This window comes from Streptomyces sp. bgisy159, assembly GCF_965341775.1.
Classification (GTDB): domain Bacteria; phylum Actinomycetota; class Actinomycetes; order Streptomycetales; family Streptomycetaceae; genus Streptomyces.
The window spans coordinates 1-26,192 of the sequence record NZ_CBDQZH010000053.1 but is presented as its reverse complement, the minus strand read 5'-3'; the positions used below and the strand labels follow the sequence as shown (position 1 = coordinate 26,192).

Here is a 26,192-nt window from a genome sequence, read left to right as displayed (position 1 = left end):
GGTCGTGGCTCAGTCGCCCGGCGCCAGATGCTTCAGGTGCGCATCGGGCCCGGGGAAGTACAGGGTGACCCGTCCGGTGTCCGACCAGCGCACGTCGTACGGCGGGCTGCCGTCGGGGTGGTGGACGCCGACGATCTCGCCGTCCCGGGTGACGACGCCGGAGCCGGTGCCTCGTACGACGATCTCGTCGCCGACTCGGGCCCGCATGCTCAGGCCCGTCGTCTCGGCCGTGACCGCGGGTGCGGACCGGGGAGCCTTGCTCGTGGACGTGGCTGCGCTCATGTCGTGCTCGCCTCCTGTGTCGGTTCCATGGAAGGCCCGCGGCCACCCGGGGGGCAGGGGCCTTTGGTCCCCGGGACGCGTCCGGTGGGCCCCTCGACGGTCCGGCTCGCCCGGAGCGCGACCGGTGCGGGGCCCGCCGTCGGCACGGCGAGCACTGTCGGCATCCGTCTCGCCGTCGGCGCCGGGCAGTTCGGACTCACCGTCCCCGACGGCGGCGTGGTTCCGCCGGAGGAAAGGCGTCGAACACCGTCACCGTGGTCAGCACGGTGGGGATGCCGAAGGTGGCCGTGCCGGCGCCCGCCGCTTGGTCGTTTCGCATCGTAATACCGGAAAATGGACAAATAAGGCAGACGTGTCGAACGGCCGGCCAGGGCGCGCCGCGCACCTGGCCGCGGGCGGAAGGATCGAGCCATGGCCAATCCGGTGCCCGAGCGGCTCCGGATCACAGGTGACAGCCCTGATTCCGGCCGCGGAGGAGAGACCATGACGCGCACGTCTCCGGGGGCGTCGCAGACAACCGGACGGGAGGCGCGGCGTACGGCCGTGGTGGGGGCCGGGGTGGCCGGGCTGACCGCCGCCCACATCCTGGCCCGCACCCGCCACGTCACCCTCTACGAGGCGGACGACCGGCTCGGCGGACACGCCCACACCCATGAGCTGACCTCGGAGCGCGACGGACGGACGCACCGCGTCGACTCCGGGTTCATCGTGCACAACCGCCGCACCTACCCGCGTCTGCTGCGGCTCTTCGACGAGCTCGGCGTGGCGACGCGGGAGTCCGAGATGAGCATGTCGGTGCGGTGCGAGGGGTGCGGCCTGGAGTACGCCGGCGCCCGCGGCCCGGCCGGCCTGTTCGCCCGGCCGCGCAACCTGCTGCACGGCCGGTACCTGCGGCTGCTGTCGGAGGTTCCCGCGTTCCACCGGGCGGCCCGGCGGCTGCTGGACGGGGGCGCCGAGGACGACCTCACGCTGGGCGGTTTCCTGGACCGGGAAGGCTTCTCCGGCTACTTCCGCGCCCACTTCATGACGCCGCTGGTGTCCGCCGTCTGGTCCTGCGACGCCGCGACCGCCCAGCGCTACCCTGCCGCCTACCTGTTCCGCTTCCTGGCGCACCACGGGCTGCTGTCGGTCGGCGGCTCGCCGGTGTGGCGCACCGTGAGCGGCGGCTCGCGCACGTACGTCGACCGGGTCGCCGAGCGGATCGGCGAGGTCCGCACCGCCACCCCGGTGCGGTCCGTGCGGCGCCACGCGGACGGCGCCGACGTCACCGCCGGGGACGGGACGACCCGCTCGTACGACTCGGTGGTGATCGCGGTCCACCCCGACCAGGCGCTGCGGCTGCTGCCCGACGCCACCCCGCTGGAGAAGGACCTCCTCGGCGCGTTCCGCTACTCGCGCAACTCCACGCTCCTGCACACCGACACCGGCCTGCTGCCGCGCGCCGCGAGGGCGCGGGCCTCCTGGAACTACCTGATGCCGTCGTGCTCGGCGGGCGCCGACCGGGTGCGGGTCAGCTACGACATGAACCGGCTTCAGCGCCTCGACGCGGCCGAGACGTACGTCGTCACCCTCGGCGGCGACGACCGGGTCGACCCCGGCCGGGTCCTCGCGCGGATGGTGTACGAACACCCCGTCTACACCCCGGAGTCGGTGGCCGCCCAGCGCCGCCTGCCCGAGCTGAACAGCGCCGTCTGCGCGTTCGCGGGCGCCTACCACGGCTGGGGGTTCCACGAGGACGGCTGCCGGTCCGGCGCCGAGGCCGCCGCCGCGCTGGGAGTGGTGTGGTGAGCGCCGTGCCCGCGCGGGCCGTCCCCGCGGACGCCGTGCCCGCCCTCTACCCGTGCACGATCACCCACGTGCGCACCGCGCCCCGGCGGTACGTCCTGCGGCACCGCACCTACCTGTGGCTGGTCGACCCCGACCGGCCGCCCCGGCTGCCGCGCCCGCTGCGGCCGCTGGCCCGGTTCGACCCCCGGGACCACTTCACCGGTGACCGGCCCTCGATCCGCGCCGCACTGGACGCCTTCCTCGCCGAGCGGGGCGTCCGCCTGGACGGCGGGCGGGTGCTGATGCTCACCCACGGCCGGGTGCTCGGGTACGTCTTCAACCCGCTCACCCTCTACTGGTGCCACGGCCCCGACGGCGACCTGCGCTGCGTGGTCGCCGAGGTGCACAACACGTACGGCGGCCGCCACGCCTACCTGCTCCGCCCGGACGAGGCGGGGCGCGCCGACACCGACAAGCGGTTCTACGTCTCGCCGTTCTTCCCGGTCGACGGCCGCTACCGCATGCGGCTGCCCCCGCCGGGGCGGCACCTCGACCTCGCCGTGCACCTCGACCGCGGCGAGGGCCGGGCCCTGACCGCGACCGTGAGCGGCACCCGGCGCCCGGCGACCCCGGCGGCGCTGCTGCGACTGGCGCTGCGCCACCCGTGGGCCCCGCTCGTCGCCGCGGCCGCGATCCGCTTCCACGGCATCCGCCTCTACCTGCGCGGTCTGCCCGTCCAGCCCCGACCCGACGACCACCGCACCCCGGAGAACGTGACATGAGGACAGCAGAGCCCGGCATCGCCCCGCACGGGTCCGCCGTCGCCGTCGACCCCGCCCGCTGGCCGGACGTGGCCGGTGTCCCCCGGGCCTCGTGGCCCCGCACCGCCGTGACCGGGGCCGTCGTCCGGCGCGCCCTGCGGCGGCTGCCGCTGCGGGCCCGGTTCGCCGGCCCGGACCCGGCCGGCGCCCGCACCGTCGGCCTGGGCGGGCCGCTGCTTGAGGTCCGCGACCCCGCGGCGTTCCACGCCCGGATCGGCGCGCACGGCCTGGTCGGCTTCGGCGAGTCGTACATGGCCGGCGAGTGGGACGCCCCCGACCTGGTGGCCGCGCTCACGGTGCTCGCCGCGCACACCGCCGACCTCGTCCCGGCCCCGCTGCAGCGGCTGCGCCCCCTGTGGGCGGCGCGCCGGCCGGAGGGCGAGCGCAACACCCCCGACGGCTCCCGCACCAACATCAGCCGCCACTACGACCTGTCCAACGACCTGTTCGCCCTGTTCCTCGACGACACCCTCAGCTACTCGTCCGCCCTGTTCCGGGGCTTCCCCGCGAGCTGGGACCTGCTGGCCGCGGCCCAGCACCGCAAGATCGACCGGCTGCTCGACCTGGCCGGCGTCGGCGCGGGCACCCGGCTGCTGGAGATCGGCACCGGCTGGGGCGAGCTGGCCCTGCGCGCCGCCGCGCGCGGCGCCCGCGTCACCTCCCTCACCCTCTCCCGGGAACAGCGGCTGCTGGCCCGCGAACGCGTGCGCGCGGCCGGTCTCACCGACCGGGTCTCGGTCGAACTGTGCGACTACCGCGAGGCGCGCGGCGAGTACGACGCCGTCGTCAGCGTGGAGATGGTCGAGGCCGTCGGCGACGAGTTCTGGCCGGTGTACTTCCGCACCCTCGACGAGCGCCTGGCACCGGGCGGCCGGGTGGCGCTCCAGGCCATCACCATGCCGCACGAGCGGATGCTCGCCACCCGCGGCTCCTTCACCTGGATCCACAAGTACGTCTTCCCGGGCGGGCGGATCCCGTCCGTGCGGGCCGTCGAGGAGAGCGTGCGCGACCACACGCGGCTGACCGTCGCCGGGCGCGACGCGTACGGCGCGCACTACGCCGAGACGCTGCGGCTGTGGCGGGAGCGGTTCACCGAGCGCGCCGGCGAGGTCGCCGCGCTCGGCTTCGACGAGACCTTCCGCCGCATGTGGACCTTCTACCTCGCCTACTCCGAGGCCGGTTTCCGCTCCGGCTACCTCGACGTCCAGCAGTTCCTGCTCACCAAGGAGGACCGCGCACGATGACCGCTCCGCAGGCCGCCACCCGACCCGGCGCCGCCCGACCCGGCGCCGCCCACCGGCTCGCCGCCCTCGCCGGGGACGCGCTCGGCGGGCCCCTCCCGGTCCGGCTGCGCGCCTGGGACGGCAGCGAGACGGGACCGGCCGACGGCCCCGTGGTCGTCGTACGGTCCCGGCGCGCGCTGCGCCGGCTGCTGTGGCAACCCGGCGAGCTGGGCCTGGCACAGGCGTACGTCACCGGTGAGCTCGATGTCGAGGGCGACCTCGCCGAGGCGCTGCGGGTGATGTGGTCCGCCGCCCGCGAGCGGGGACCGCACCTGCCCCGCCCGACGCCCGCCGACCGGGTCCGCGCGCTCGCCACCGCCGTACGGCTGGGCGTGCTGGGCCCGCCGCCCGCCACGCCCGCCTCCCAGGCCAGGCTGCGCGGCGGGCTGCACAGCAGGGCGCGCGACCGGGCCGCCGTCAGCCACCACTACGACCTGTCCAACGCCTTCTACGAACTGCTCCTCGACGACACCATGGCCTACTCGTGCGGCTACTGGACGGGCGGGGCGGCCACCCCCGCCGGCGCCCAGCGGGCCAAGCTGGAGCTGATCTGCCGCAAGCTCGCGCTGGAGCCGGGCGCCCGGCTGCTGGACATCGGCTGCGGCTGGGGCTCGCTCACGCTGCACGCGGCCGAGCGGCACGGGGCGCTGGTCACCGCCGTGACGCTGGCCCGGGAACAGGCGGCGTACGTCCGTGAGCGGGTGCGCGAGCGCGGACTGGGGCACCGGGTGGAGGTGGTGTGCCAGGACTACCGGGACATCGCGGGCGGGGCGTACGACGCCGTCGCCACCGTCGAGATGGGCGAGCACGTCGGCGACGCCGAGTACCCGGCCTTCGCCGCCGCCCTGCACCGGCTCGTCCGGCCGCGCGGACGGGTGCTGGTGCAGCAGATGTCGCGCGGGCGCAACGCGCCCGGCGGCGGGCCGTTCATCGAGGCGTACATCGCCCCCGACATGCACATGCGTCCGCTCGGGGAGACGACCGGGCTGCTGGAGGAGGCCGGACTGGAGGTCCGGCACGCCGAGTCGCTGCGCGAGCACTACGTCCGCACGATCACCGCCTGGCACCGCACCCTGGAGGAGCGCCGGCCGGCGTTCGTCCGGCTGGTCGGGGAGGAGACCGCACGGGTGTGGCGGCTCTACCTGGTCGGCGCGGCGCTGGCGTTCGAGGAGGGCCGCATGGGCGTCGACCAGATCCTGAGCGTGCGCCCCGGCCCCGGCGGCGACAGCGGCATGCCGGCCGTCACGCACACCTGGTACGAAGGGCTGGACCGGTCGTGAACTCCTTCCCGTGGGGCGCGTTCGCCCTCAACCTCGGCTGGGCCGCCGCCGCGGCGCTCGCCGTCATGCTGACCACGTTCGCGCTCGCCGTGCGCCGGGGACTGCACCGGATCGTGGACGTCGCCTGGGGTGCCGGCTTCACCGCCGTCGCCGTGGTGACCCTCGCGGCCTCCGCGGGCCACGGCGACCTCGCGCGCCGGGTCCTGGTCACCGCCCTGACCGCCGTGTGGGGGCTGCGGCTGGCCGTGCACATCGCGCGGCGCGGCCGGGGCCACGGCGAGGACCCGCGCTACGAGAAGATGCTCGCCAGGTCCCCCGGCAGCCGGAACCTCTACGCCCTGCGGAAGATCTACCTCCTGCAGGGCGCCCTGGTGTGGCTGGTGTCGCTGCCCGTCCAGGCGGCCCAGTACGTGCCCGGCGGGCTGACGCCCGTCGTCTGGGCCGGTACGGCGCTGTGGGCGGTCGGGCTCGCCTTCGAGGCGGTCGGCGACGCCCAGCTGGCCCGCTTCAAGGCCGACCCCGCGAACCGCGGCCGGATCATGGACCGGGGCCTGTGGTCGTGGACCCGGCACCCCAACTACTTCGGCGACTTCTGCGTCTGGTGGGGCCTGTTCCTGCTGACCTGCGACTCGCTGTCCGCGGCCGCCGTGTCGGTGGTGTCCCCGCTGGTCATGAGCGCGCTGCTGACCCAGGGCAGCGGCAAGCGCCTGCTGGAGGAGCACATGCGCGACCGGCCGGGCTGGTCCGCGTACGCGGCCCGCACCAGCGGTTTCTTCCCGCGCCCGCCGAAGGCGAAAGCGGTGGGCGGCCGTCCGTGACCGTCGTCCGGAAGGAGCGCGCCGTGCGGCGCAACGACCACGAGTACCTGGCCCCCGCCGCCGACCCCCTGGTGCCGCGTGTGCTGCCGGCCCGGCCCCGGGCCGCCGTGCTGCTGCTGCACGGCGGGCGCGCCACCGGCCTCAGCCCCTCCCGGCCCTGGCACCTGGCGGGGCTGCGCATGCGCCCCTTCCACCGGGCGATCGCGGCCGCCCTGCCCCACGACGACGTCCTGCTCGCCCAGGTGCGCTACCGGCTGCGCGGCTGGAACGACGCCCGCGCCGACCCCCTGCCGGACACCCTCGACGCGCTGCGCCGGCTGGCCGAGCTGGCCGGGCCGGTGCCCACGGTGCTGGTCGGCCACTCCATGGGGGCCAGAGCCGCCCTGCACGCCGCCGGCCATCCGCAGGTGCGCGCGGTGCTCGCCCTGGCGCCCTGGTGGCCGCCGGGTGAGCCGGTGCGGCAGCTGGCGGGCCGGGACGTCGTCGTCCTGCACGGAGAACGCGACCGGGTCACCTCGCCCGCCGCCTCGGCCGAGTGCGTGCGGCGCGCGCGGGACACCGCGGACCGGGCGGCGATGGCCGTGGTCCGCGACGGCGACCACGCGATGCTGCGCCGGCACCGCTTCTGGCACGACACCGCAGCCTCCGTCGTCGCCCACCTGCTCGACCCGGCCGACTGCCCCGACCCGCTGCCCGCGGAGGCCTACCGGCCGGGCCGGCTTCCGGTCCTGTGACCGACGGCGGCGGGACGAAGGGGCCGGGGCGCACGCCCCGGCCCCTTCTCGCGGTCCGCTCCGCCCGCGGGTCAGGCGGCCGGCATCAGCACCGTGTCGATGATGTACACGGTGGCGTTGGCCGTCCGGACGTTGCCGCAGACCACCTTCGCGGAATCGTTCACGGTGTACGACTCGCCGGAGCCGGAGGTCGTCAGCTTCGACTTCTCCAGGGTCTCGAAGGAGCCGTTCTCCAGGTCGGCGGGCGCCAGCTTCCGGCCCACCACGTGGTACGTGAGGATCTTGGTCAGCTGCTCCTTGTCGTTGAGGACGGCGTCCAGGTCGGCCTTCGGGATCTTCGCGAAGGCGTCGTTCGTCGGCGCGAACACGGTGATGTTCTGCGCGTTGTTGAGGGTGTCGACGAGCCCGGCCTTCTTCACCGCCGTCACCAGCGTGGACAGCGCGGGGTTGTTGGAGGCGGCGGTGGCCACCGGGTCCTTCGCCATGCCGTCGAAGGACCCGGCGCCGTCCTGCGGCACCGCCGAGCAGGCCGGCCCGAAGGGCGCGTCCACGGCGGCGGAACCGTCGGAGCCGGCCATGCTCCCGTCGGCGGCCGGGGCCGACGCGGCCGCCTTCGTCGAGCTGTCGGACGCGGCGGAGTCGTCGCCGCCGTCGGAGCAGGCCGTCAGGGCGAGCGGCAGAACGGCCGCGGCGGCCAGCGTGACGGCGGTACGGCGGATACGCGTGTTCATGTGTGTTTCTCCTGTGGTGAGGGCGGCGGTTGCCGCGTTCATAGGGGGCAGGTGGATCGAGGGGCAGGTGGCTTGAGGTGGCGGGTCACTCGACGGTCACGACCACGGAGTGCCATCCCGCGGCGCCGTCGGGGATGGTCCGGGTGCGTTCCTCGGGCTGCGTCCGGCCGGTGCGGTCGGTGGCCCGGACGGTGAGGGTGTGGCTGCCCGCGGTGGCCCGCCAGGGGAGGGACCACTGGCGCCAGGTGTCCCGGCTGTCCTCGGCGGCGAGGTCGGCGGTCCGCCAGGGCCCGTCGTCCACGCGGACCTCGACCTTGTCGACGCCCCGGTGCTGCGCCCAGGCCACCCCGGCGACCATGACCGTGCCGGCCGCGGGGCGGGCGAACGGCTTGGGCGTGTCGATGCGCGACTGGGTCTTCACCGGTGCCCGCCGGGCCCAGCCGCGCTCGACCCAGTAGGGGTCGTAGGACTCGAACGTGGTCAGCTCGATGTCCTCGATCCACTTGCAGGCGGACACGAACCCGTAGAGGCCGGGCACCACCATGCGGACCGGGAAGCCGTGCGCGAAGGGCAGCGGTTCGCCGTTCATGCCGACCGCGAGGAGCGCGTCCCGGCCGTCCATGACGTCCTCGACGGGGCTGCCGAGGGTCATGCCGTCGACCGAGCGGGCCACCAGCTGGTCGGCCGGGCCGCCCCGCGACGGCGGTACGACCCCGCACTCGGCCAGCACCTCGGCCAGCCGTACGCCGATCCAGCGGGCGTTGCCGGCGTAGGGGCCGCCGACCTCGTTCGACACACAGGTCAGCGTGATGTCCCGCTCGACCAGGTCCCGCCGCAGCAGATCGTCGAAGGAGAGGGTGAGCGGACGCCGTACGCCCTCGCCGTGGACGCGCAGCCGCCAGGCGGTGGCGTCCACCCTGGGCACCACCAGGGCGGTGTCGACCCGGTAGAAGGAGGCGTTCGGGGTGATGAAGGGGCTGGCCCCGGGCACCGGCACCCGGGCGCCCCGGGGCACCGCGGGTGCGGGCGAGGCCGGCGCCGGCAGCACGAGCCGGTCGCGGGAGGCGACCGCGTCGCGTCCGCGCGCGCCGTTCAGGGCGCGGCCCAGGGCCCCGGCCCCCACCGACGCCGCCGCGGCGGCGGACGCGGCGACCACGAAGCCGCGCCGGTCCCAGTCCGGCCCGCGCGGGGCGCCGGTGTCCTCGGGGGCGGCCGGGGAGCCGGCGCCCGCCGACCGGGGGAGCAGACGGCCCGCGAGGACGTACAGCAGCACCGCCCCGGCCGACGCGCCCACCACGGAGGGCAGGGCGTCGGCCGGGCCGCTCGCGTCGGGCCGGCTCAGAGCCGCCGCCGCGCCGACCGCCCCGAAAAGCAGGACACCCGCGGCGCCCGCGAACCGGAAACGCACGGCGACAATTCCGAGGGTCAGTGCGAAAAGAGCCAGCAGCAGCAGAATTCCGGCCTGGAGAACCAGTTTGTCGGAGGTGCCGAAATTCCGGATCGCCCAGTTCTTCAGCGCGGCGGGTGTGCGGTCGATGACCGCACCGCCCACCGCGATCACGGGGCCCGCCTGCGGACGGACGGCCGCCGACACCAGCTCGGCCACGGCGAGCGCCGCGAATCCCGCGACCAGACCGCCGACCGCGCCGGCCGCCGGCCGTAGCCCGCCGGGGAATACTGGCGCTTTCTTCCTGTCGTCCGTCACGTGGGGAATCCGGCCCCGGACGGACCGCGGATTGGTCCGACACCCGATCGGATGGAATTTATTCTCGGACCAATCCGCGCCGGATTCCGCTACGGATCACCTGAATAGGCCGCCGGTCACGTGGGGAAGGGCAGCAGCGCGACCGGTTCGGAGGTCGGCTCCTCGGAACCGCCGGACGGCTCGACCGTGACGCCCATGCCCGAGGCGTCCCGGAGGGAGCCCCGCAGCAGGACGGCCTGATCGCTCCGGCCGGGGTCCATCAGGCCGGCCGACCGCATGCGGCCGTCGTCGTTGAACCACAGCTGGTACACCTTGCCGCTCGGCGGATGCGGCATGTTCGACACGACGAACACCGCCTCGTCCCTGCTGCGGGAGACGACCACGGCACCGGTGGAACCGTCGCCGAGCACGGCGGCCCGCGTCCGGGCGTCCGGCGAGGCCAGCACGGCGGCGATCTCCTGCCTGGTCCGCTCCGCCTCGCGCGCCTGGCTGAGCGCGTCCTCGGCGCGCTCGTGCTGCCAGACCGCCGTCCCGCCCAGCGCGGCGGCCGCCGCGAGGCAGGCGGCCAGCGCCCACCGGTACAGCGGACGGCCGCGCAGCCGGGCCCGGCCCGGGCGGCCCGCCGCCGCCCCGCCCGGCGACTGCTGCCGGACGCTGCCGATCCGGCGCAGCACCCGCTCGCGCAGGGCGGCGGGCGGTGACACGGTGGCGGCGAGCCCCAGCCGGGCCGCGGTGGCGGACAGCTCGGCGGTCTCGCGCGCGCACGCCTCGCAGCCCGCGAGGTGCCGCTCGAACACGACGGCCTCCTCGTCGGACAGCGCGTGCAGGGCGTAGGCACCCGTCAGGTGGTGCGGATCGGCCGTCGTCATGCGGTCACCCCCAGGCAGTCGCGCAGACGGATGAGCCCGTCCCGCAGTCGGGTCTTCACGGTGCCCAGCGGCAGCGTCAGCGCCTCCGCCACCTGGCGGTAGGTGAGCCCGCGGTAGTAGGCGAGGGTGACGGCCTGGCGCTGGATCTCGGTCAGCGTGCGCAGACAGCGCCGCACCTGCTCCCGCTCCAGCCGGGCCTCGACCTGCTCGGTCACCTCGTCGAACTCGGGTGTCCGGTCCAGCAGGGCGGCCTTGTGGTCCCGGGCCGCCGCGGCCTCCACCGACCGCACCCGGTCCACAGCGCGGCGGTGGGCCAGCGTCAGGATCCAGTTGATGGCCGTCCCCCGGTCCGCGCGGTAGCGCGGCGCGGTGCGCCACACCTCCACCAGCACCTCCTGGGCGACCTCCTCCGTCTGCGCCTGGTCCCGCAGGACGGCGCGCACGACACCCAGGACGGGCCCGGCGACCACGTCGTATACGGCGGCGAACGCCTCCTCGTCGCCCAGGGCCACCCGGCCCACCAGCTCCTGAAGATCCGGTTCCGACGAGGGGTTCGTGCCGATGTGCACGGCTTCTTTCACAGGGCGGCCTCCGAGGTCAGGACATCTCCGGACGTAATCCGGTCCAGCCTCGGCGGCGGATTGGTCGCCGGTACCGGCCGTCGGGATGCCGAACGCGCAGGGTACCGCCGCGGCGCGCACCCGCGGCGGGGCCACGGCGGCCGTCCGCGGGAACCGGTGGCGAAGCGGTCCCCGCCGCGCGCCGGGTCAGGGGCCGGCCAGCCGGCGGCGGTCCTGCTCGTCCCACGCCCGGGTGTCCCGCGGAGCGGCGTACGGTTCCCGGTCAGCCGGGTGGCCGCCCGCCACCGCCCGCTGCCGCGCGGCCTCGGCGTCGAACTCCAGGCCGAGCAGGATCGCCAGGTTGCCGATCCACAGCCAGACCAGGAAGACGACCACGCCCGCCATGGTGCCGTAGGCCTTGTTGTAGGAGGCGAAGCCGGCGACGTAGAAGGCGAGGCCGGCGGAGGCGGCCAGCCAGAGCAGCAGGGCGAGGAAACTGCCCGGGGTGATCCAGGTCAGGCCCCGCACCTTGGCGTTCGGGGCCGCCCAGTACAGGATCCCGATCATGACGGCGACCAGGACCACGAGCACCGGCCACTTGGCGATCTCCCACACCGTCAGCGCCGAGTCCCCGACACCCAGCGCGGTGCCCGCCTGACGGGCCAGATCACCGGTGAAGACGACGATCAGCGCGCTGACCACGGCGAGCACCAGCAGGACGACCGTCACGCCCAGCCGGATCGGCAGCACCTTCCACAGGGGGCGGCCCTCCGGCATGTCGTAGACGGCGTTGGCCGTGCGGATGAACGCGGCCACGTAGCCCGACGCCGACCACACCGCGAGCGCCAGACCGGCGACGGCCATCAGCGAGCCGACGCCGGCGTTGCCCTGCAGTTCCTCGACCGCCCGCGTGATGATGTCGCGGGCCGAACCGGGCGCGATCCGCTCGACGTTCTCCATGACGTGCCGCGTGGCGGACCGGCCGATGACCCCGAGCAGCGACACCAGCACCAGCAGGGCGGGAAACAGGGACAGGATTCCGTAGTACGTCAGCGCCGCCGCCCGGTCGGCCAGTTCGTCGTGCGCGAACTCCCGCAGGGTGCCCACGAGTACGGCGCCCCAGGACCGCGCGGGCAGGTCGGCGGGTGTGTCGGGGGCCCGCCGCTCCACCTCCGGAGCCGGACCGAACCGCTCCTCGCCCGTGCCGCCGGATCCGTCGGCGGATTCGTCGGCGGATTCGTGACGCCTGCGACGGTGCTTGTCTCCGGGGTGCGGCAGCCGAGTCATCCCTTTCGGGTATCCCGGCGAGGCGATTCTCATACCCCTTGTGTGGCAAGGGAGTTACGGTCAGTGGTGCGGCTGCGGCACGGCTTCCTCGTCCGCCGCGGCCGACTTCTCCTTCGCCTCCTTCGCCTTCTTCTCCTTCGCCTGCTGGTCGCCCTTCCCGGGCTCGTCCGGCTTCCCCGGCGGGTCCGCCTGCCCCGGCTCGGCCGCCTGCGTAGGCCTGGCTCTCTTCGTCGGTTCGCCGCGCCCGGTCGGGCCGGGGTCCCCGGCCGCGTCGGTCACCCCGGCGCAGTAGGCCGCGACCTGCTCGGCGCCGCCCGCGGCCCGGACGAGCCGCTGCCACGCCGGGGCGTCCAGGGCGTGGCCGCGTCCCTCGACCCGCTCGTAGGCGCGGCAGTGGGCCTCGATGTCCGCGCCGGGGCCGACGCCGGCGCCCGCGCCGGGGCTGGGCGCGCGGGGAGGAGAGGAGGCGGTCGTGCCGGGCGCGGGGGCGGGGGCGCCTCCCCGGTCGCCCGCCGGGGGCGCGGGTGTCCGGCTCGGAGCGGGGCCGCCGGCCGCGCGCGGCGCCTCGCGCCCGGCGTCCCCCACGCCGATGGAGGCGACGGCCACTCCGCCCAGCAGGGTCGTCGCCGCGAGGGCGGCGGTCCCGCCCCGCATCCAGCGCTGTCTGCGGGTTCGCGGGCGCCAGTCGTCCTGACGGCGGCCGGACGAGGGCTTCGTCGCCGCGAGGCGCGCGCTGCGGAACGCGGCCACCGCCGCCTGCTCCCCGGCGTCGTCCACGGGCTGTCGCCGCAGGGCCGCCGCGATCCGTTCGGCCGTGCGCTCCAGCAGGGGCGACTCCTCGGAGCTGTCCGCGCGGCCGGCGTCGTCCGAGGCTCCGGACCGCCGGGCGGCCGTGGACCGGTGGGTCTCGCCACTCAACGGTTCGCCTCCGTTCCTGTGGATGCTCAACTCGGTTCCCCCAGCCTCTCCGCGGCCTCCGGCACCGCCGCGCGCGGGCCGGACGCGCGGGCCAGTCTGCGCAGGCCGCGGCGTTCCAGGAGCCGTACGACGGCACGGGGCCGGCGCATGACGCGGGCGGTGGCCGCTTCGTCGAGCTGGACGGCGTGCCGCAGCAGGACGGCTTCGGCCTGGGCCGGCGGCAGCGCGGTGATCAGGTCCCGGGCCGCCGCGGCGGACGGTGCTCGCCCGTCGGAGCGGTCGTCGCAGTGGGCGTGGTGCGGGGTTCCGCCGGGGCCCGCCGGGTGGCGGGAGGCGGCGGTGGCACGCCCGGAGCGCTCGCGCGCGTGGCGGCGGGCGACGCAGGCCGTCCAGCCGCGGAACCCGGGCCCGTCGCCGCGGAACCGGGTCAGGTCACGGCCGATCTCCCGCCAGACCGCCGCGGCGATCTCCTCCGCGTCCTCGCCCACCGTGCAGCGCAGGTAGCCGAGCAGGGCCGGCTGGAGCCGCCGGTACAGGGTGGCGAACGCTGCCTCGTCGCCGTTCTGCGCCCGGATCACCGCCGAGGTTAATTCCACGTCGTCGGCCGGGACCTGGCCGGCAAGTCGTCCACGTCTCATGTGCGTCCGTCCCCCGTCGATCCGCCAACGCCCGGCAGAGTAAGGCACATTGGACGGACCGCCCAAGCGGTCGAGGGCTCCGCACACCTCCCGGGGAGGCCGGGCGGCCCGGTCGGCGGGTGCGTGGGGGAACGGAGGTTCGGTCCTTCACCGTGGCGGGAGGCGGCGCGGTCCGGTCAGCCGAGGCACAGCCCGAGCAGGCACAGCTGGTTGGGGGATGTCGTCGCGGTGGCGGGCGAGGTGCCGGTGGTGCCCGACTCGGTGCCTCCGGCCGCCGGGTCGGGGGCCGGCTCGGCCGCGGTACCCGAGCCGCTGGACGCCGTGGTGCCCGTGGTGCCCGTAGTGCCCGCGGTGCCGTCCGTGCCGCCCGCACCCGCGCCGTCGCCCGCGCTCGCCCCGCCGGACGCGTACGACGTGGCCGACGTACCGGACGCCCCGGACGTGTTCGCCGACGTGCCTGAGGACGCGTCGGTGCCCGACCGCCGCTCCGGCGCGGCGAGCGTGCGGGGCGCGGCGGCGGTGTCCGGCCGGGCCGCCGGGGCACCGGCGGCGGGGGTGGCTGGTGCGGGCCCCCGCGGGGCCGGGCCGGCGGCCGGCGTGCCGTCCTCGGGGGCGGTGCGCGGGGCGGCGGACGGCGCCTGCTGGTCGGGCTCCTCCTCCAGCGGCCCCCGGGTACCGCCCATGGTCCGGTCGTCCGGTGCGGTGGCCGCCTGGGCCCGGTCGGTGGTGTCCCGGTCCAGGGTGGCGACCGACAGGCCGCCGCCGACGAGCGCGAAGGCGGTGGCGACCATGGCCCGGCGCTGGTGCTTCTTCAGACGGGCCAGTTGGCGGCGGCGCGCCGCCCTGCCCGGCCGCGCGGACGGCGCGTCCGCGGTGCCGGCGTGGCCGCCGGGGGACGACCGCTCCCGCTCCGTCAGGTCCCCGGCGTCCGCGGCGAACCCGTCGCCGTCCCACGCGGCGGGCGGCGAGGCGGGCGGCGCGGCGGGGAACGCGTCCGTCGGCGCCGCACCGGCGGACCGGTCCGGGCCGGGGCGTTCGACGACGACCGGCGGCGCGATGTCCGGGGCGTACGCCCCGCACCCCGGGCACACCAGGGCGCCGTTGAGGTGCCGACGACATGTGGAGCAGTAGTCCATCTGCGGTCTTCCTGGGTCGACTGCCTGGTCACGCCCGTACGGACCCGTACGGAGAGGCGCGGCCAGCAACGCTAACGAGCCTTTCGAACGGCTGTGTGCAGTCCCTGTGCGACTCCTGCGCAGATTCCCTGCCCGGGCGCGGTGGCGGGGCGGACCGCGGGGGCGGTGGCGATCGACGCGCGGTGCGGCGCGCCCCGTGGCCGGCCCCGCCGGGAAGCCCGCCCGGCGTCAGCCGTGCAGCGCGCTCCTGCCCTGCCACTCGGTCCAGGAGAGGTTCCAGGCGCCGAAGCCGTTGCCGGGTGCGACCACGCCCTTGGTGTCCTCGCCCGTGATCTCGAAGGGGTCGCCCGGCCGTACCTGGCCGTAGAGCCAGGCCGCGTCCGCGTCGCTCATCCCTATGCACCCGGAGCTGTGGTTGGCCCGGCCGAAGTGGGCGGCGTTCCACGGGGCGGCGTGCGCGTACATCCCCGACCAGGTCAGGCGCATCGAGTAGTCGACCATCTTGTCGTAGGCGTCGCCGAGGCCGACCGTCTCGGAGTTCATGTTGATCGTGCCCTCCTTGGCCATGAGGACCGCGGTCCCGCGCCAGGAGCGCCTGTCGCCGCCGGGCGTGCCGCCGGACACCGGGATGCGGCGCACGGTCCGGCCGTCGCGTTCGAGTGTGAGCCGGTGGCTGTCGAGGTCGACCTTGACGACCTGCCGGGCGCCGACGGTGAAGCTGGTGGTGTAGTCGCGGACGAACCAGCCGCCGCGGCCCGAGTCGGTGCCGTTCAGCTCTGCGTTCAGCGTGACCTTCGTGCCGGGCTTCCAGTACTGCTCGGGCCGCCAGTCCACCCGGTCCCGGCCCGACCAGTCACGGATCCAGCCCCAGGAGCCCCCGGTGCCGTCCGACGTGGTGACCTTCAGCTGCCTCTCGACCGCGGCCCGGTCGGTGACCGGGTTGTCGAAGACCAGGGAGAGCGGCTGGGCGACGCCGACCGTGGAGTGGGCGCCGGGCCGCCAGTCGACCTTGTTGACCTTGTCGGCCGGGGCGGTGGTGAAGGAGGACGTGGTGCTCCCGGCGGTGCCGCCCTCGCCGCGGGTCGCCGCCGCCACGGTGTAGGCCGTGCCGGGCGCGGCCTTGCGGTCGGAGGTCCACGACCGGCCGTCGGCGGCGACCTTGCCGGCGAGCCCGTGGCCCTCGGCGTCGGTGACGGTCACCGACGTGAGCGTGCCGCCCGCGGCCCTGACCGTCACCGGCCGGCCCGCCGGGGCCCGTTGCCCCGAGGGCGTGACGGTGACCGTGACGGGGCGGCCGCCGGCGTCCGGGCCCGCCCCGCGGCCGGAGCCGCCGGAGGAGCCGCCGTCGGACACGCCCGACGAGCAGGCGGCCAGCGGGGCCAGCAGGGCCGCCGCGACGACGGCGGCCCGGACGCGGACCCGGGTGCGGACCCGGGTGCGGACCCGGGCGGGGACGCGGTCGCGGGCGGGGGAGGGGGCGGGTACGCGGTTGCGGGGCAACGGGGCCTCCGGGTGAGGGCGAGAAGCGGATCGGGACGGCGATGCCGTGACTGTAGGCCCGGAAAACCCGAGGTCAGCCGCCATGGAGCGATGTGACGGCGACTGGTGAGGAACGGTCATGGTCCGGTCACATTCACCGCGCGGAGCGGTCATGGGCCGCTGTGAGCATCCAGTGCGTCCCCGCGACCGGCCCGGGGAGAAGGAGAGGCTCACTGTGTCAGCGCTGCTCGTGCCGCCCGGCCGTACGCGCCCGGCGGGGGACGGGGACATGGCCCTGCGTCCCGTCACCGCCCGGACGTACCGGGCCTTCCTGTCGTCCCCCGCCGGCGCGGCGCTCGGCGCCGGGTTCCTGCAGTGCCCCTCGTGGGCCGACGTCAAGCAGGGCTGGCGCGCCCAGCTGCTGGGCTGGGGGCCGGATCCCGAGGCGGGGGAACTGACCGGGGTGGCGCTGGTGCTGCTGCGGCAGTTCCCCGGCACCCGCAAGTACTTCGCCTACCTCCCCGAGGGGCCCGTCGCCGACTGGACCGACCCGGACGTCGACGGCTGGCTCGATCCGCTGCTGGAGCACCTGCGCCGCGCGGGCGCCTTCGCCGTGCGCATCGGCCCCTCGCCCGCCTACCGGCGCTGGGACGCCGCCCGGCTGAAGCCGCTCGCCGGCCCCGGCCGCCGCCTCGGCGACGTCCTCGCCAGTGAGGTCGACCCGCTCGGCACCGCCGTCGCCGAGCGGCTGCGGGCCCGGGACTGGCGCCGCTGCGGCGGGGACGGCACCGAGGCGGACGGGGACGCCCAGCCGCGCCACGTCTTCCGGGTGCCGCTCGCCGGGCGCACCACCGACGACCTGTGGTCCGGGCTCAACCAGGAGTGGCGGCGCAACGTCCGCCGCGCGGGGAAGGAGGGCGTGGAGGTGGTGGTCGGCAGTGCCGCGGAACTCCCCGAGTTCTACCGGCTGCTCGGTCTCACCGAGCGCCGCGACGGCTTCCGGCTCGGCCGCTCGCTCGCCTACTACGAGCGCCAGTACGCGGTCCTCAACGCCGAGGAGCCGGGCCGGATGCGGCTCTACCTCGCCCGGCACCGGGGTGAGATCCTCGCCGCCCACACCATGATCACGGTGGGCCGGCGGGTCTGGTACCAGACCGGCGCCTCGGCCGACCACCGCCGGGAGGTGCGGCCGTCCAACGCCCTGCAGTGGCGGATGCTGCGGGACGCCCACGCGCTCGGCGCCGACGTCTACGACATGCGCGGGGTACCCTCCACTCTCGACCCGGGGGAACGTGCGTACGGGCTGCTGAGGTGGAAGCTCGGCACCGGGGGACAGGTCGTCGAGACCTTGGGGGAATGGGAGAAACCGTTGGGCGGCAGCGCCAACCACACGCTCTACCGCGCCTTCCAGGCGTATCTGAACCGCCGGTGAAGCCGCCGACGACCCCGGCGCCGGCCGGCACCGGGAGCATGCCGGAGCCCCGGCTCCCGCACGGCACCGGACCCGCCGCCGGAACTCACGCCGGACCCGCCCCCGACGCTCACGCCGGCTCCGACGCCGGACCCGACGCCGGAGCCGGCGGCTCCGGGGCCGGCCCCCGGCCCGCCGAAGCGGCCGTGCCGGTCTCCGCCGCGCGCGGCAGCGCCGTCATGGCCGCCGGGTCCGTCGTCGCCCGCGCCACCGGATTCGCCCGCTCGGCCGTCGTCGCGGCGGCACTGGGCACCATCGGCCCGGTCGCCGACGGCTACGCGGTGGGCAACGCCCTGCCCACGATCGTCTACATGCTGCTCCTCGGCGGCGCGCTGAACGCCGTCTTCGTGCCGGAACTGGTCAAGGCCGCCAAGGAACACGACGACGGCGGCGTCGCGTACACCGACCGGCTCGTCACCGTGTGCGTCGCCGCCCTGCTGGTGATCACCACGGCCGCGGTGTGGGCGGCCCCCGCGATCATCGACGCGTACACCGACTACGGCGGCGAGCAGGCGGCCATGACGACCGCGTTCGCCCGCTACTGCCTGCCCCAGATCTTCTTCCTGGGACTGTTCACCCTGCTCGGGCAGGTGCTCAACGCCCGGGGCCGGTTCGGCGCGATGATGTGGGCGCCGGTCCTGAACAACGTCGTCGTCATCACCGTCTTCGGCCTGTACCTCGCCCTGACCACGGGCGGCAGGGGCACCCTCGACGCGACCGAGACCGCCGTGCTCGGCTGGGGCACCACCGCCGGCATCGCCGTCCAGGCCCTCGCCCTCCTCCCGGCGCTGCGCGCGGCCGGCTTCCGCTGGCGGCCCCGCTTCGACTGGCGCGGCAGCGGACTGACCCGCCCGCTGCGCTCCGCCGGCTGGCTGGTGCTGCTGGTCCTCGCCAACCAGGCCGCCTACTGGGTCACCACCCGCCTGGCCACCACCGCCGGCCTCGACGGCGGCCCCGGCTTCGGCGCCTACAACAACGCCTACGTCCTGTGGGTGGTACCGCACGGCATCGTCACGGTGTCGGTGGTGACCGCGCTGCTGCCCCGGATGAGCGCGGCCGCCGCCGACGGCGACACCCCCGCCCTGCGGCGCGACGTCTCGCACGCCCTGCGCGTCTCCGCCTCGGCCGTCGTCCCCGCCGCCTGCGCGCTGCTCGCCCTCGCCCAGCCGGTCATGGCCGTCGTCTTCGGCCACGGCAGGACCAGCGCCGCCGACACGGCCGCGATGGCGGGCATCCTGATGGCCTTCGCGCCCGGCCTGGTCGCCCTGTCCGGCCAGTACGTGCTCTCCCGCACCTTCTACGCGCTCTCCGACACCCGCACGCCGTTCCTGCTGAACCTCGTGATCGTCAGCCTCAACGCGGGACTGTCCGTGGCCGCCGCGCAGCTGCTCCCGGCCCGCTGGACGGTGACCGGCATGGCGGCGGCGTACTCGGTGGCGCTGTGCGTGGGCTGGGCGGTGACCGGCCGGGTGCTGAGCCGTCGGCTCGGCGTCGCCCGCCCCTGGCGTTCGTCGGCGGCCGGCGCGCACGCCCGGCTGGCGGTCGCCGCCGCACCCGCCACCGTGCTCGGCCACCTCGCGGCCGTCGGGGCCGGCCGGGCGGGCGCCCTGGCCGCGGCGGCCTCCGGCGCGGCCGTCGTCGTGCTCGTCTTCGCCCTGCTCGCCCGTCCGCTGCGGCTCGCCGAACTCGACGCGCTGCTGTCCGGCGCCCGCCGCCGACTGGCCCGGTCCTGACCACCACCGAGGGAGAACCGCCGATGCCCCGCGTGCTCCTCATCGAGGACGACCCCTCCGTACGCGAGGGGGTCGAGCTCGGTCTGCGCCGCCGAGGCCACGAGGTACGGACGGCCGCGACCGGCGAGGCCGGCCTCGCCGCGCTGGCCGCGTTCCGCCCCGACCTGCTGCTGCTGGACCTGATGCTGCCCGGCATGAACGGTGTGCAGGTCTGCCGGCAGGTCCGCGAGCACAGCCAGCTGCCGATCATCATGCTGACCGCGCGCGGCGACGACTTCGACGTGGTCGTCGGCCTGGAGGCCGGGGCCGACGACTACATCGTCAAGCCCGCCCGCCCCGAGGTGATCGAGGCCCGGATCCGGGCCGTGCTGCGCCGCATCGACGACGGCCGCCCCGGCCGGACGGCCGTCGAGGTGCACGGGGAGCTCGCCGTCGACCGGGCCGGCCTGACCGTCATCAAGGCCGGCCGGCCCCTCCCGCTCGCCCCCTCCGAACTCAGGCTGCTCCTGCACCTGTGCGCCGCCCCCGAGCAGGTGTTCAGCCGGCAGCAGCTGCTGGAGCACGTCTGGGAGCACAGTTACCACGCCGACGCCCGGCTGGTCGACGCCTGCGTCGCCCGCCTGCGCGGCAAGATCGAGGACGAGGTCGGCCGCCCCCGCTACGTGCAGACGGTGCGCGGCTTCGGCTACCGCTTCGGACCGCTGTGACCATCCGCTCCGGCTCCTCCGGCTCCTCCGGCTCCTCCGGCTCCTCCGGCTCCCGCCTCCCCCGTCGGCTGCGGGCGCCGTCCGTGCTCCGGGTCCGCCGGGCACCCGGCGCCGGGGCGGCGCGGCCGGGTCGAGCGGCCGTCGGCGACCGGGCGCGGGCCAGGGCGTTCGGACTGCGCACCCGGCTGCTGTTCGCGTTCCTGCTGGTCGCCGCCGTCAGCGCCGGCACGACGTCCGCGCTGACCTACCGCGAGGCGCGCAACGCGCTGCTGAAGACCGCCCAGGACACCGCCGTCTCGTCGTTCCGCGACCAGGTCCAGCAGACGGGCTTCAGGTTCCCCGTGGGCGGGGGGAGCGACATCCAGGGGGTCCTGCGCGACATCGCCCGCAAGGGCAAGCCGCGCCCCTGGTGGGTGTTCGCCGAGTACGGCTCGGTGCGCGCCTCCTCGGGCGAGAACCCCGTCTCCACCGTCATCACGCCCGAGCTGCGGCGCGCCGCACTGGCCAACCCCAACGGCAGCTTCCAGCGGGTCGTCAAGGACGGCAGGCCCTATCTGACCATCGCCATGCCCACCGTCTTCAAGACGGGCCCGTACAGCGTGGTGCCCAGCCGGCTCGTCATCTACGCCGTCATGCCGATGAGCGACGAACAGGTCAACGTCGAGGCGCTCCTGACCGCGGCCCGGGACGGCGCCGTGCCCGGCCTCGCGATCGCGCTGATTCCCGGCCTGCTCGCCGCGCGCAGCGTCCTGCGCCCGGTGCGGGAACTGCGCCGCGCCGCCCGCAGCATGGGCAGCGGTCGGCTCGACACCCGCATCCCGGTGCGCGGCAGCGACGAACTGGCCGACCTGGCCCGCACCTTCAACGAGGCGGCGGGCCAACTCGAACACTCCGTGCGGGAACTGCGCGACGCCGAGGAACGCGCCCGCCGTTTCGCCTCCGACGTCTCACACGAACTGCGCACCCCGCTCGCCGGGATGCTCGCCGTCACCGAGGTCCTCGACGAGGACGCGGACCGCCTGGACGCCGACACCGCGCGGGCGGTACGGCTGGTCAGCGCCGAGACGGGGAAGCTCGCCGTGCTCGTCGAGGACCTGATGGAGATCTCCCGCTTCGACGCCCGCGCCGCCGAACTCAACGCCGACGAGGTCGACGTCGCCGAGGCCGTCCGCAAGACCCTCCACAACCGGCACTGGACCGACGGCCGGGTCCGTGCCGAACTCGCCGACGGCGTGCGCGCCCGGCTCGACCCGCGCCGCTTCGACGTCGTGCTCGCCAACCTGGTGGGCAACGCCCTGCGGCACGGGGGCGCGCCCGTGACGGTGCGGCTGCGTGCCGAGGCCCGCTCCCCGGGCCCGCCGGTGCTGGTCACCGAGGTCATGGACAGCGGTCCCGGTATCCGCCCGGAGTCGCTCCCGCACATCTTCGACCGCTTCTACAAGGCCGACGCGGCCCGCACCCGGTCGGCGGGCAGCGGCCTGGGGCTGGCGATCACCCTGGAGAACGTGAAGCTGCACGGCGGGACGATCCGCGCCGGGAACCTGCCCGGGGGCGGCGCCGTCTTCACCGTGGAGATACCGCTGCACGCGGAGGAGGCCGGGGCATGAGAGGGGTGCGGACGCCGCGCGTGCGGACGCGCTGGCCCAGGCCGGCCGCCGTCGCCGCGACGGCGGCGCTGCTGCCGCTCCTCGGCGCCTGCGGCATCCAGGAGACCGACGTCATCGAGGCGGGCGGCCCCGCCACCGTCCAGGCGTTCTTCGACCACGGCTACGACGTGCTGCTCTTCTTCCGCGCCCCCGACGGCGGGCTGTCCCCGGTGATCTGGAAGGCCCAGCCGTCGTCCGGGTTCGGCCCCGATTACACCGACCCGAACGCGGCCGGGACCCCGCCGGTGCCGACGGAGAAGGCCGTACTCGCCCTGCTCAACGGCCCCCGTCCGGAGGACAGCGCCGCCGGCCTGACCACCGCCCTGCCCACCGCCACCCCCCGCGGCCCGCTCACGGTCGAAGCCGCGCCGGCCGGGGAGGTCACCGCCCACGTCCCCCTCCCCCTGGCCGGCCTCGACACCACCGCCCTGCACCAGCTGACCTGCACGATCGCCTACAACGAGGATCCCGGCGGCCAGGCCGTCGTCCATCTGACGGGCGAGGACGGCAACTCCGCGACCGAGACCTGCGACATCGCCCCGGCCGCCCCTCCCACTGCACCCGCGCGACAGGCCCGGACCACCCGCCCGGGCGGGACCGGCTGAGCCGGTGATCCGGCCCGGCACGACGGGAATTCGGTGCCCGTCGCGCGTCGGCACCCGCCGTCCGGCTAGGCTCCCGAAGCATGAAGCACCCCGACGAGCTGCTCGTCGCGATCGCCCGGATGGTCGAGTCGCAGCACAGCAGCCGGATGTCCCTGACCGTGGTGACGCCGGGAGCCGTCATCACCGGACGGCTGGCCCCTGAAGCCCTGTGGAAGGAACGCGTCGCCGAAGTCCTGAGCGACTCCGAGCAACTGAGGCGGTTCGCCGCCGCGTTCACCGGCCCCCCGGACGGCCGCGACCTCGACGACGGCCACGGCCCCGGCCCCGGCCCGGAGCCCACCGGCACACCCACGCACCTGCACTTCCATGTCGCCCGGATTCTCCAGGGCAGCTTCGGCATCCCGGGCACGGGAGGCATGTACCGCGTCGCGCTGGAGGACGTGAGCGCGTGGACCATCGGGGACATCGGCTTTTCCGACCAGTGAGGTTCGCCGCGGAGGCCGGGTTCGGGGGCGGCGGCGGATGACGCAGGGTCGGCGGCGGATGTGAGCTTCCTCGCGGAAGCGGCGCCGCCGCGCGTCCGCCGCCGTGCCCGCGCGCGCGGCGGTCGCCACCCCCGCATCGGCCGTCCACGGAGGTCACAGGCCTGCGGGCGGGGCCCACGGCAGGAAACACCGGTCCCGCGACGCGCAATATCTGTTCCCGCGAAATGAGAAATAGATCCGGGGTCCGGCGAGTATTCCCCGGCCGCCGGTCGGGTGGGGATTATCGGCCGGGCGGGGCCGGTCGTGCCGTGCTACTGTCGTTATCAGTTGCAGGTGTGGTTCCCAGCAGGTTCATTTCCGACGGGGCAATCATCGCGGCGACTCGGAGTTCGCAAACGGCGAGTTCCCTGACACCGGCTCCTAAGGAGATTGACATGGCTACTGGCACCGTGAAGTGGTTCAACGCGGAAAAGGGCTTCGGCTTCATCGAGCAGGACGGCGGCGGCCCCGACGTCTTCGCCCACTACTCCAACATCGCCACCTCCGGCTTCCGTGAGCTGCTGGAAGGCCAGAAGGTGTCGTTCGACATCGCGCAGGGCCAGAAGGGCCCGACGGCCGAGAACATCGTTCCTGCCTGACACCGGCGCAGACACGTATTTCGCAGCTGGGGCCCGCACCTCTGGGGTGCGGGCCCCGGCTCGCTTCGTTTCCGGGCGGGAGACAGGAAAACCCCGCCCTCACATTTTTCTCAGGCTCGTTTCGAGATTCTCTGCGCCACTCGTCTGCTGCGGGAATTCCTTGATGCGTGCCCCATCAAGGAAGGCTCCGCATGAAGCGTGCCCGCACCTCTCGTTCGTATGCCCCCGCAGGAGGGGGCGCCGGCACCAACCGCTCCGGCGGTCCGCGCCGTTCCCAGGGCCAAGGCCAGGGGCAGGGCGGCCAGGGCCGTCGGCCGGCCGGACGGACCAAGCAGCCCGGACAGCCGCGGCGTGCCGCGCAGGGCGAGTTCGCGCCGCCGAAGACGATCACGCCCGCGCTGCCCGCCGTCGAGTCGTTCGCCGATCTGGCCCTGCCGCCGCGGCTGCTGGCCACGCTCGGCCATGAGGGCGTGACCGCGCCGTTCCCGATCCAGGCGGCGACCCTGCCGAACTCCCTGGCCGGCCGTGACGTACTCGGCCGTGGCCGGACCGGCTCGGGCAAGACCCTCGCCTTCGGCCTCGCCGTCCTGGCCCGAACGGCCGGGCGGCGTGCCGAGCCGCGGCAACCGCTCGCCCTCGTCCTCGTCCCCACCCGCGAGCTGGCCCAGCAGGTCACCGACGCGCTCACCCCGTACGCCCGCTCCGTGAGCCTGCGGCTCGCCACCGTCGTCGGCGGGCTGTCCATCGGCCGTCAGGCGGGTGCGCTGCGCGACGGGGCCGAGGTGGTCGTCGCGACGCCCGGGCGGCTCAAGGACCTCATCGACCGGGGCGACTGCCGGCTGGACCAGGTGGCGATCACGGTCCTCGACGAGGCCGACCAGATGACCGACATGGGCTTCATGCCGCAGGTCACGGCCCTGCTCGACCAGGTGCGCCCGGACGGGCAGCGGATGCTGTTCTCGGCCACCCTGGACCGCAACGTCGACCGGCTGGTCCGCCGCTACCTGTCGGACCCGGTGGTTCACTCCGTCGACCCCTCGGCGGGCGCGGTCACCACGATGGAGCACCACCTCCTGCACGTCCACGACGCGGACAAGCACCGGACGACCACCGAGATCGCGGCGCGGGACGGGCGCGTGATCATGTTCCTCGACACCAAGCACGCGGTGGACCGGCTGACCAAGCACCTGCTGAGCAGCGGCGTCCGCGCCGCGGCCCTGCACGGCGGCAAGTCCCAGCCGCAGCGCACGCGGACACTGACCCAGTTCAAGAACGGGCACGTGACGGTCCTGGTGGCGACCAACGTCGCCGCGCGCGGTATCCACGTCGACAACCTCGACCTGGTGGTGAACGTCGATCCGCCCACCGACCACAAGGACTATCTGCACCGTGGCGGGCGCACGGCCCGCGCCGGCGAGTCCGGCAGCGTCGTCACCCTGGTCACCCCCGACCAGCGCCGCGACATGAGCCGGCTGATGGCCTCGGCCGGTATCGCCCCCCGGATCACCGAGGTGCGCTCGGGCGAGGCGGAGCTCAGCCGCATCACGGGCGCCCAGGCGCCGTCCGGCATCCCGGTCGTCATCACCACGCCGAGCGCGGAGCGTCCCCGCGGCGGGGCGTCCGCGTCGCGCAGTCGCCGCGGTCGCCGGGGCGGCGGGGCCGGCGGAGCACGCGAGGCCCGCGGGAACGGCGGAAGCCGCGGGGGCCGTGAGGGCCGCGCGGGTCGCGGGGGCGACACCGGACAGGGCCGTCCCGCCGGTGAAGCGGCGCGCCGCAGGCCCCAGCGGCGGACCGGTCACGGCTCGGCGGCCTAGAACCACGCGATCACCAGTCCACCCCTTCACGCAGGAGGCTCGATGACGTCGGCTCGGACGCAGCACCAGGCAGTGGACCGCACCACCAGGCCCGTGGCCGACGCCAGGGACGTGGTGGACGGCGGGGACTCGTCCGGGCCCCGGGTCCGTGACGACATGACGGTCGAGGTGGCTCTGTCCCTCATGGCCGGTGCCCATGTCGACCACCTCGTCCTGTGCGACGGGGACGACCAGAGCACCGGCCTGATCACCCTGGCCCGGCTCGCCGTGCTCCGTGACAGCCCCGCCTACACGGACCGGACCCGACTGCGGGACGTCCTCACCGGGCCGCGCGCCTCCTGGGGCGTCCGCCCCGCGCCCCTCGCCGTCGGCCGGCCGGACCGGACACCGGGGGTGTCCAACCTCGCCCGGTGACCGACCCCGCCCGTCCGCTCGGCCCGTACCCCTCCTTCCCCCTGTGAGGCATCATGCGCTGCGTCATCGCCCGGTACCCGTTCGAGCTGTCCAGGAGCGGGGTGCTCGCCTCGATGAAGGGCGTCACCCCGGAACTCGTCACGGGTGAGTCCGTGACCATCGGCCGCCGCCGGTATCCGGTCAAGCAGGTGGGCCAGGTCATCACCCGGCAGGACCGCCGCGACTTCACCGGCAGGGAAGTCGTCCGGGCCATGACCCTCCTCGGCTTCACCTGCCACGAGAGCCTCCAGCCCGTACCGGCGGACGTGCCCGCTCCGCTCAGGACCGCGTCGGCGCTGCTGGGGGGAACCGCCGCACCGCAGGTGTGAGGA

The 26,192-nt window shown here is 75.2% G+C and carries 27 protein-coding genes; 16 read left to right on the top strand and 11 right to left on the bottom strand.

Annotated elements, in window-relative coordinates; translation table 11 throughout:
* Positions 1 to 9 precede the first annotated feature (9 nt).
* Positions 10 to 282, bottom strand: a complete 273-nt coding sequence (locus tag ACSLTV_RS32095) for a DUF1918 domain-containing protein (protein WP_432133698.1) — start codon at positions 280 to 282, stop codon at positions 10 to 12.
* A 196-nt stretch (positions 283 to 478) separates the two neighbouring features.
* Positions 479 to 601 carry a hypothetical protein gene (locus ACSLTV_RS32090; protein WP_432133699.1) on the bottom strand — a complete coding sequence of 41 codons (123 nt, stop codon included), beginning with the start codon at positions 599 to 601 and terminating at the stop codon, positions 479 to 481.
* A 164-nt stretch (positions 602 to 765) separates the two neighbouring features.
* On the opposite strand from ACSLTV_RS32090, the gene ACSLTV_RS32085 reads away from it, so the two are divergent.
* The 6 genes from ACSLTV_RS32085 to ACSLTV_RS32060 are packed head-to-tail and all read left to right on the top strand — an operon-like array spanning position 766 to position 6,985.
* The gene (locus ACSLTV_RS32085; RefSeq protein WP_432133700.1) at positions 766 to 2,070 is read left to right on the top strand and encodes an NAD(P)/FAD-dependent oxidoreductase; all 1,305 of its coding nucleotides are present in this window, start codon (positions 766 to 768) and stop codon (positions 2,068 to 2,070) included.
* Positions 2,067 to 2,831, top strand: a complete 765-nt coding sequence (locus ACSLTV_RS32080; RefSeq protein ID WP_435613392.1) for a DUF1365 domain-containing protein — start codon at positions 2,067 to 2,069, stop codon at positions 2,829 to 2,831. Before ACSLTV_RS32085 ends, ACSLTV_RS32080 begins: the two co-directional genes overlap by 4 nt.
* Complete coding sequence (locus ACSLTV_RS32075) at positions 2,828 to 4,114, top strand: class I SAM-dependent methyltransferase (RefSeq protein ID WP_435613391.1); 1,287 nt, start codon at positions 2,828 to 2,830, stop codon at positions 4,112 to 4,114. The genes ACSLTV_RS32080 and ACSLTV_RS32075 overlap by 4 nt, the downstream gene beginning before the upstream one ends.
* Entirely contained in the window at positions 4,111 to 5,433 is a 1,323-nt protein-coding gene (locus ACSLTV_RS32070; protein WP_432157512.1) for a class I SAM-dependent methyltransferase, read from the top strand. Before ACSLTV_RS32075 ends, ACSLTV_RS32070 begins: the two co-directional genes overlap by 4 nt.
* Positions 5,430 to 6,251 (top strand): DUF1295 domain-containing protein, encoded by an 822-nt coding sequence (locus ACSLTV_RS32065; protein WP_435613390.1) that lies wholly within the window; start codon positions 5,430 to 5,432, stop codon positions 6,249 to 6,251. Before ACSLTV_RS32070 ends, ACSLTV_RS32065 begins: the two co-directional genes overlap by 4 nt.
* Positions 6,248 to 6,985 (top strand): alpha/beta family hydrolase, encoded by a 738-nt coding sequence (locus ACSLTV_RS32060; RefSeq protein WP_435613389.1) that lies wholly within the window; start codon positions 6,248 to 6,250, stop codon positions 6,983 to 6,985. The genes ACSLTV_RS32065 and ACSLTV_RS32060 overlap by 4 nt, the downstream gene beginning before the upstream one ends.
* Positions 6,986 to 7,056: 71 nt before the next feature.
* Here the strand turns inward: ACSLTV_RS32060 and ACSLTV_RS32055 are convergent, their stop codons facing one another.
* The 9 genes from ACSLTV_RS32055 to ACSLTV_RS32015 all read right to left on the bottom strand — a co-directional run bounded on the left by ACSLTV_RS32055 (position 7,057) and on the right by ACSLTV_RS32015 (position 16,329).
* Complete coding sequence (locus ACSLTV_RS32055; RefSeq protein ID WP_432133706.1) at positions 7,057 to 7,716, bottom strand: fasciclin domain-containing protein; 660 nt, start codon at positions 7,714 to 7,716, stop codon at positions 7,057 to 7,059.
* Positions 7,717 to 7,801: 85 nt separating this feature from the next.
* The gene (locus tag ACSLTV_RS32050) at positions 7,802 to 9,421 is read right to left on the bottom strand and encodes a molybdopterin-dependent oxidoreductase (RefSeq protein ID WP_435613388.1); all 1,620 of its coding nucleotides are present in this window, start codon (positions 9,419 to 9,421) and stop codon (positions 7,802 to 7,804) included.
* A gap of 116 nt (positions 9,422 to 9,537) precedes the next feature.
* Positions 9,538 to 10,290 carry an anti-sigma factor gene (locus tag ACSLTV_RS32045; protein ID WP_432133708.1) on the bottom strand — a complete coding sequence of 251 codons (753 nt, stop codon included), beginning with the start codon at positions 10,288 to 10,290 and terminating at the stop codon, positions 9,538 to 9,540.
* A complete protein-coding gene (locus tag ACSLTV_RS32040; protein ID WP_432133709.1) occupies positions 10,287 to 10,871 on the bottom strand; it encodes a sigma-70 family RNA polymerase sigma factor in 585 nt (194 codons plus the stop codon). The genes ACSLTV_RS32045 and ACSLTV_RS32040 overlap by 4 nt, the downstream gene beginning before the upstream one ends.
* Positions 10,872 to 11,057: 186 nt before the next feature.
* Positions 11,058 to 12,137: a YihY/virulence factor BrkB family protein gene (locus tag ACSLTV_RS32035; protein ID WP_432133710.1), complete on the bottom strand. Its 1,080-nt coding sequence runs from the start codon at positions 12,135 to 12,137 to the stop codon at positions 11,058 to 11,060.
* 60 nt (positions 12,138 to 12,197) lie between these two features.
* On the bottom strand, positions 12,198 to 13,055 hold the full coding sequence (locus ACSLTV_RS32030) for a hypothetical protein (RefSeq protein WP_432133711.1): 858 nt from the start codon (positions 13,053 to 13,055) through the stop codon (positions 12,198 to 12,200).
* Between the two features lie 26 nt (positions 13,056 to 13,081).
* Positions 13,082 to 13,693, bottom strand: coding sequence for an RNA polymerase sigma factor (locus ACSLTV_RS32025; protein WP_432157515.1), 612 nt, complete (start codon positions 13,691 to 13,693; stop codon positions 13,082 to 13,084).
* 176 nt (positions 13,694 to 13,869) lie between these two features.
* Positions 13,870 to 14,829 carry an SCO2400 family protein gene (locus ACSLTV_RS32020; RefSeq protein ID WP_435613387.1) on the bottom strand — a complete coding sequence of 320 codons (960 nt, stop codon included), beginning with the start codon at positions 14,827 to 14,829 and terminating at the stop codon, positions 13,870 to 13,872.
* A 228-nt stretch (positions 14,830 to 15,057) separates the two neighbouring features.
* The gene (locus ACSLTV_RS32015; protein ID WP_432133714.1) at positions 15,058 to 16,329 is read right to left on the bottom strand and encodes a L,D-transpeptidase; all 1,272 of its coding nucleotides are present in this window, start codon (positions 16,327 to 16,329) and stop codon (positions 15,058 to 15,060) included.
* A 214-nt stretch (positions 16,330 to 16,543) separates the two neighbouring features.
* Between ACSLTV_RS32015 and ACSLTV_RS32010 the strand changes: the two genes are divergently transcribed.
* The 10 genes from ACSLTV_RS32010 to ACSLTV_RS31965 all read left to right on the top strand — a co-directional run bounded on the left by ACSLTV_RS32010 (position 16,544) and on the right by ACSLTV_RS31965 (position 26,189).
* Positions 16,544 to 17,740: a lipid II:glycine glycyltransferase FemX gene (locus ACSLTV_RS32010; RefSeq protein ID WP_432133715.1), complete on the top strand. Its 1,197-nt coding sequence runs from the start codon at positions 16,544 to 16,546 to the stop codon at positions 17,738 to 17,740.
* A 38-nt stretch (positions 17,741 to 17,778) separates the two neighbouring features.
* On the top strand, positions 17,779 to 19,512 hold the full coding sequence (murJ, locus tag ACSLTV_RS32005) for a murein biosynthesis integral membrane protein MurJ (protein ID WP_432157518.1): 1,734 nt from the start codon (positions 17,779 to 17,781) through the stop codon (positions 19,510 to 19,512).
* A gap of 23 nt (positions 19,513 to 19,535) precedes the next feature.
* Positions 19,536 to 20,219 (top strand): response regulator, encoded by a 684-nt coding sequence (locus ACSLTV_RS32000; protein ID WP_435613386.1) that lies wholly within the window; start codon positions 19,536 to 19,538, stop codon positions 20,217 to 20,219.
* A gap of 68 nt (positions 20,220 to 20,287) precedes the next feature.
* Positions 20,288 to 21,826 (top strand): ATP-binding protein, encoded by a 1,539-nt coding sequence (locus tag ACSLTV_RS31995; protein ID WP_432133736.1) that lies wholly within the window; start codon positions 20,288 to 20,290, stop codon positions 21,824 to 21,826.
* Positions 21,823 to 22,470 (top strand): hypothetical protein, encoded by a 648-nt coding sequence (locus ACSLTV_RS31990; protein WP_435613385.1) that lies wholly within the window; start codon positions 21,823 to 21,825, stop codon positions 22,468 to 22,470. The genes ACSLTV_RS31995 and ACSLTV_RS31990 overlap by 4 nt, the downstream gene beginning before the upstream one ends.
* Before the next feature lie 80 nt (positions 22,471 to 22,550).
* Positions 22,551 to 22,955 (top strand): hypothetical protein, encoded by a 405-nt coding sequence (locus ACSLTV_RS31985; RefSeq protein WP_432133718.1) that lies wholly within the window; start codon positions 22,551 to 22,553, stop codon positions 22,953 to 22,955.
* Between the two features lie 434 nt (positions 22,956 to 23,389).
* Positions 23,390 to 23,593, top strand: coding sequence for a cold-shock protein (locus ACSLTV_RS31980; protein ID WP_358779709.1), 204 nt, complete (start codon positions 23,390 to 23,392; stop codon positions 23,591 to 23,593).
* 191 nt (positions 23,594 to 23,784) lie between these two features.
* Positions 23,785 to 25,407: a DEAD/DEAH box helicase gene (locus ACSLTV_RS31975; protein WP_432133719.1), complete on the top strand. Its 1,623-nt coding sequence runs from the start codon at positions 23,785 to 23,787 to the stop codon at positions 25,405 to 25,407.
* 42 nt (positions 25,408 to 25,449) lie between these two features.
* Positions 25,450 to 25,821: a CBS domain-containing protein gene (locus ACSLTV_RS31970; protein ID WP_432133720.1), complete on the top strand. Its 372-nt coding sequence runs from the start codon at positions 25,450 to 25,452 to the stop codon at positions 25,819 to 25,821.
* 53 nt (positions 25,822 to 25,874) lie between these two features.
* Positions 25,875 to 26,189, top strand: a complete 315-nt coding sequence (locus tag ACSLTV_RS31965) for an SCO5918 family protein (RefSeq protein WP_432133721.1) — start codon at positions 25,875 to 25,877, stop codon at positions 26,187 to 26,189.
* Positions 26,190 to 26,192: the final 3 nt, after the last annotated feature.

Bases quoted from the DNA above. Each gene is read 5' to 3' on its own strand.
- ACSLTV_RS32025 (WP_432157515.1), bottom strand. From the start codon at position 13,693: ATGAGACGTGGACGACTTGCCGGCCAGGTCCCGGCCGACGACGTGGAA.
- ACSLTV_RS32085 (WP_432133700.1), top strand. From the start codon at position 766: ATGACGCGCACGTCTCCGGGGGCGTCGCAGACAACCGGACGGGAGGCG.
- ACSLTV_RS32035 (WP_432133710.1), bottom strand. From the start codon at position 12,137: ATGACTCGGCTGCCGCACCCCGGAGACAAGCACCGTCGCAGGCGTCAC.
- ACSLTV_RS32020 (WP_435613387.1), bottom strand. From the start codon at position 14,829: ATGGACTACTGCTCCACATGTCGTCGGCACCTCAACGGCGCCCTGGTG.
- ACSLTV_RS31980 (WP_358779709.1), top strand. From the start codon at position 23,390: ATGGCTACTGGCACCGTGAAGTGGTTCAACGCGGAAAAGGGCTTCGGC.
- ACSLTV_RS31965 (WP_432133721.1), top strand. From the start codon at position 25,875: ATGCGCTGCGTCATCGCCCGGTACCCGTTCGAGCTGTCCAGGAGCGGG.
- ACSLTV_RS31975 (WP_432133719.1), top strand. From the start codon at position 23,785: ATGAAGCGTGCCCGCACCTCTCGTTCGTATGCCCCCGCAGGAGGGGGC.
- ACSLTV_RS32070 (WP_432157512.1), top strand. From the start codon at position 4,111: ATGACCGCTCCGCAGGCCGCCACCCGACCCGGCGCCGCCCGACCCGGC.
- murJ (WP_432157518.1), top strand. From the start codon at position 17,779: ATGCCGGAGCCCCGGCTCCCGCACGGCACCGGACCCGCCGCCGGAACT.
- ACSLTV_RS32095 (WP_432133698.1), bottom strand. From the start codon at position 282: ATGAGCGCAGCCACGTCCACGAGCAAGGCTCCCCGGTCCGCACCCGCG.
- ACSLTV_RS32045 (WP_432133708.1), bottom strand. From the start codon at position 10,290: ATGACGACGGCCGATCCGCACCACCTGACGGGTGCCTACGCCCTGCAC.
- ACSLTV_RS32090 (WP_432133699.1), bottom strand. From the start codon at position 601: ATGCGAAACGACCAAGCGGCGGGCGCCGGCACGGCCACCTTCGGCATC.
- ACSLTV_RS31985 (WP_432133718.1), top strand. From the start codon at position 22,551: ATGAAGCACCCCGACGAGCTGCTCGTCGCGATCGCCCGGATGGTCGAG.
- ACSLTV_RS32000 (WP_435613386.1), top strand. From the start codon at position 19,536: ATGCCCCGCGTGCTCCTCATCGAGGACGACCCCTCCGTACGCGAGGGG.
- ACSLTV_RS32055 (WP_432133706.1), bottom strand. From the start codon at position 7,716: ATGAACACGCGTATCCGCCGTACCGCCGTCACGCTGGCCGCCGCGGCC.
- ACSLTV_RS31970 (WP_432133720.1), top strand. From the start codon at position 25,450: ATGACGTCGGCTCGGACGCAGCACCAGGCAGTGGACCGCACCACCAGG.
- ACSLTV_RS32075 (WP_435613391.1), top strand. From the start codon at position 2,828: ATGAGGACAGCAGAGCCCGGCATCGCCCCGCACGGGTCCGCCGTCGCC.
- ACSLTV_RS31990 (WP_435613385.1), top strand. From the start codon at position 21,823: ATGAGAGGGGTGCGGACGCCGCGCGTGCGGACGCGCTGGCCCAGGCCG.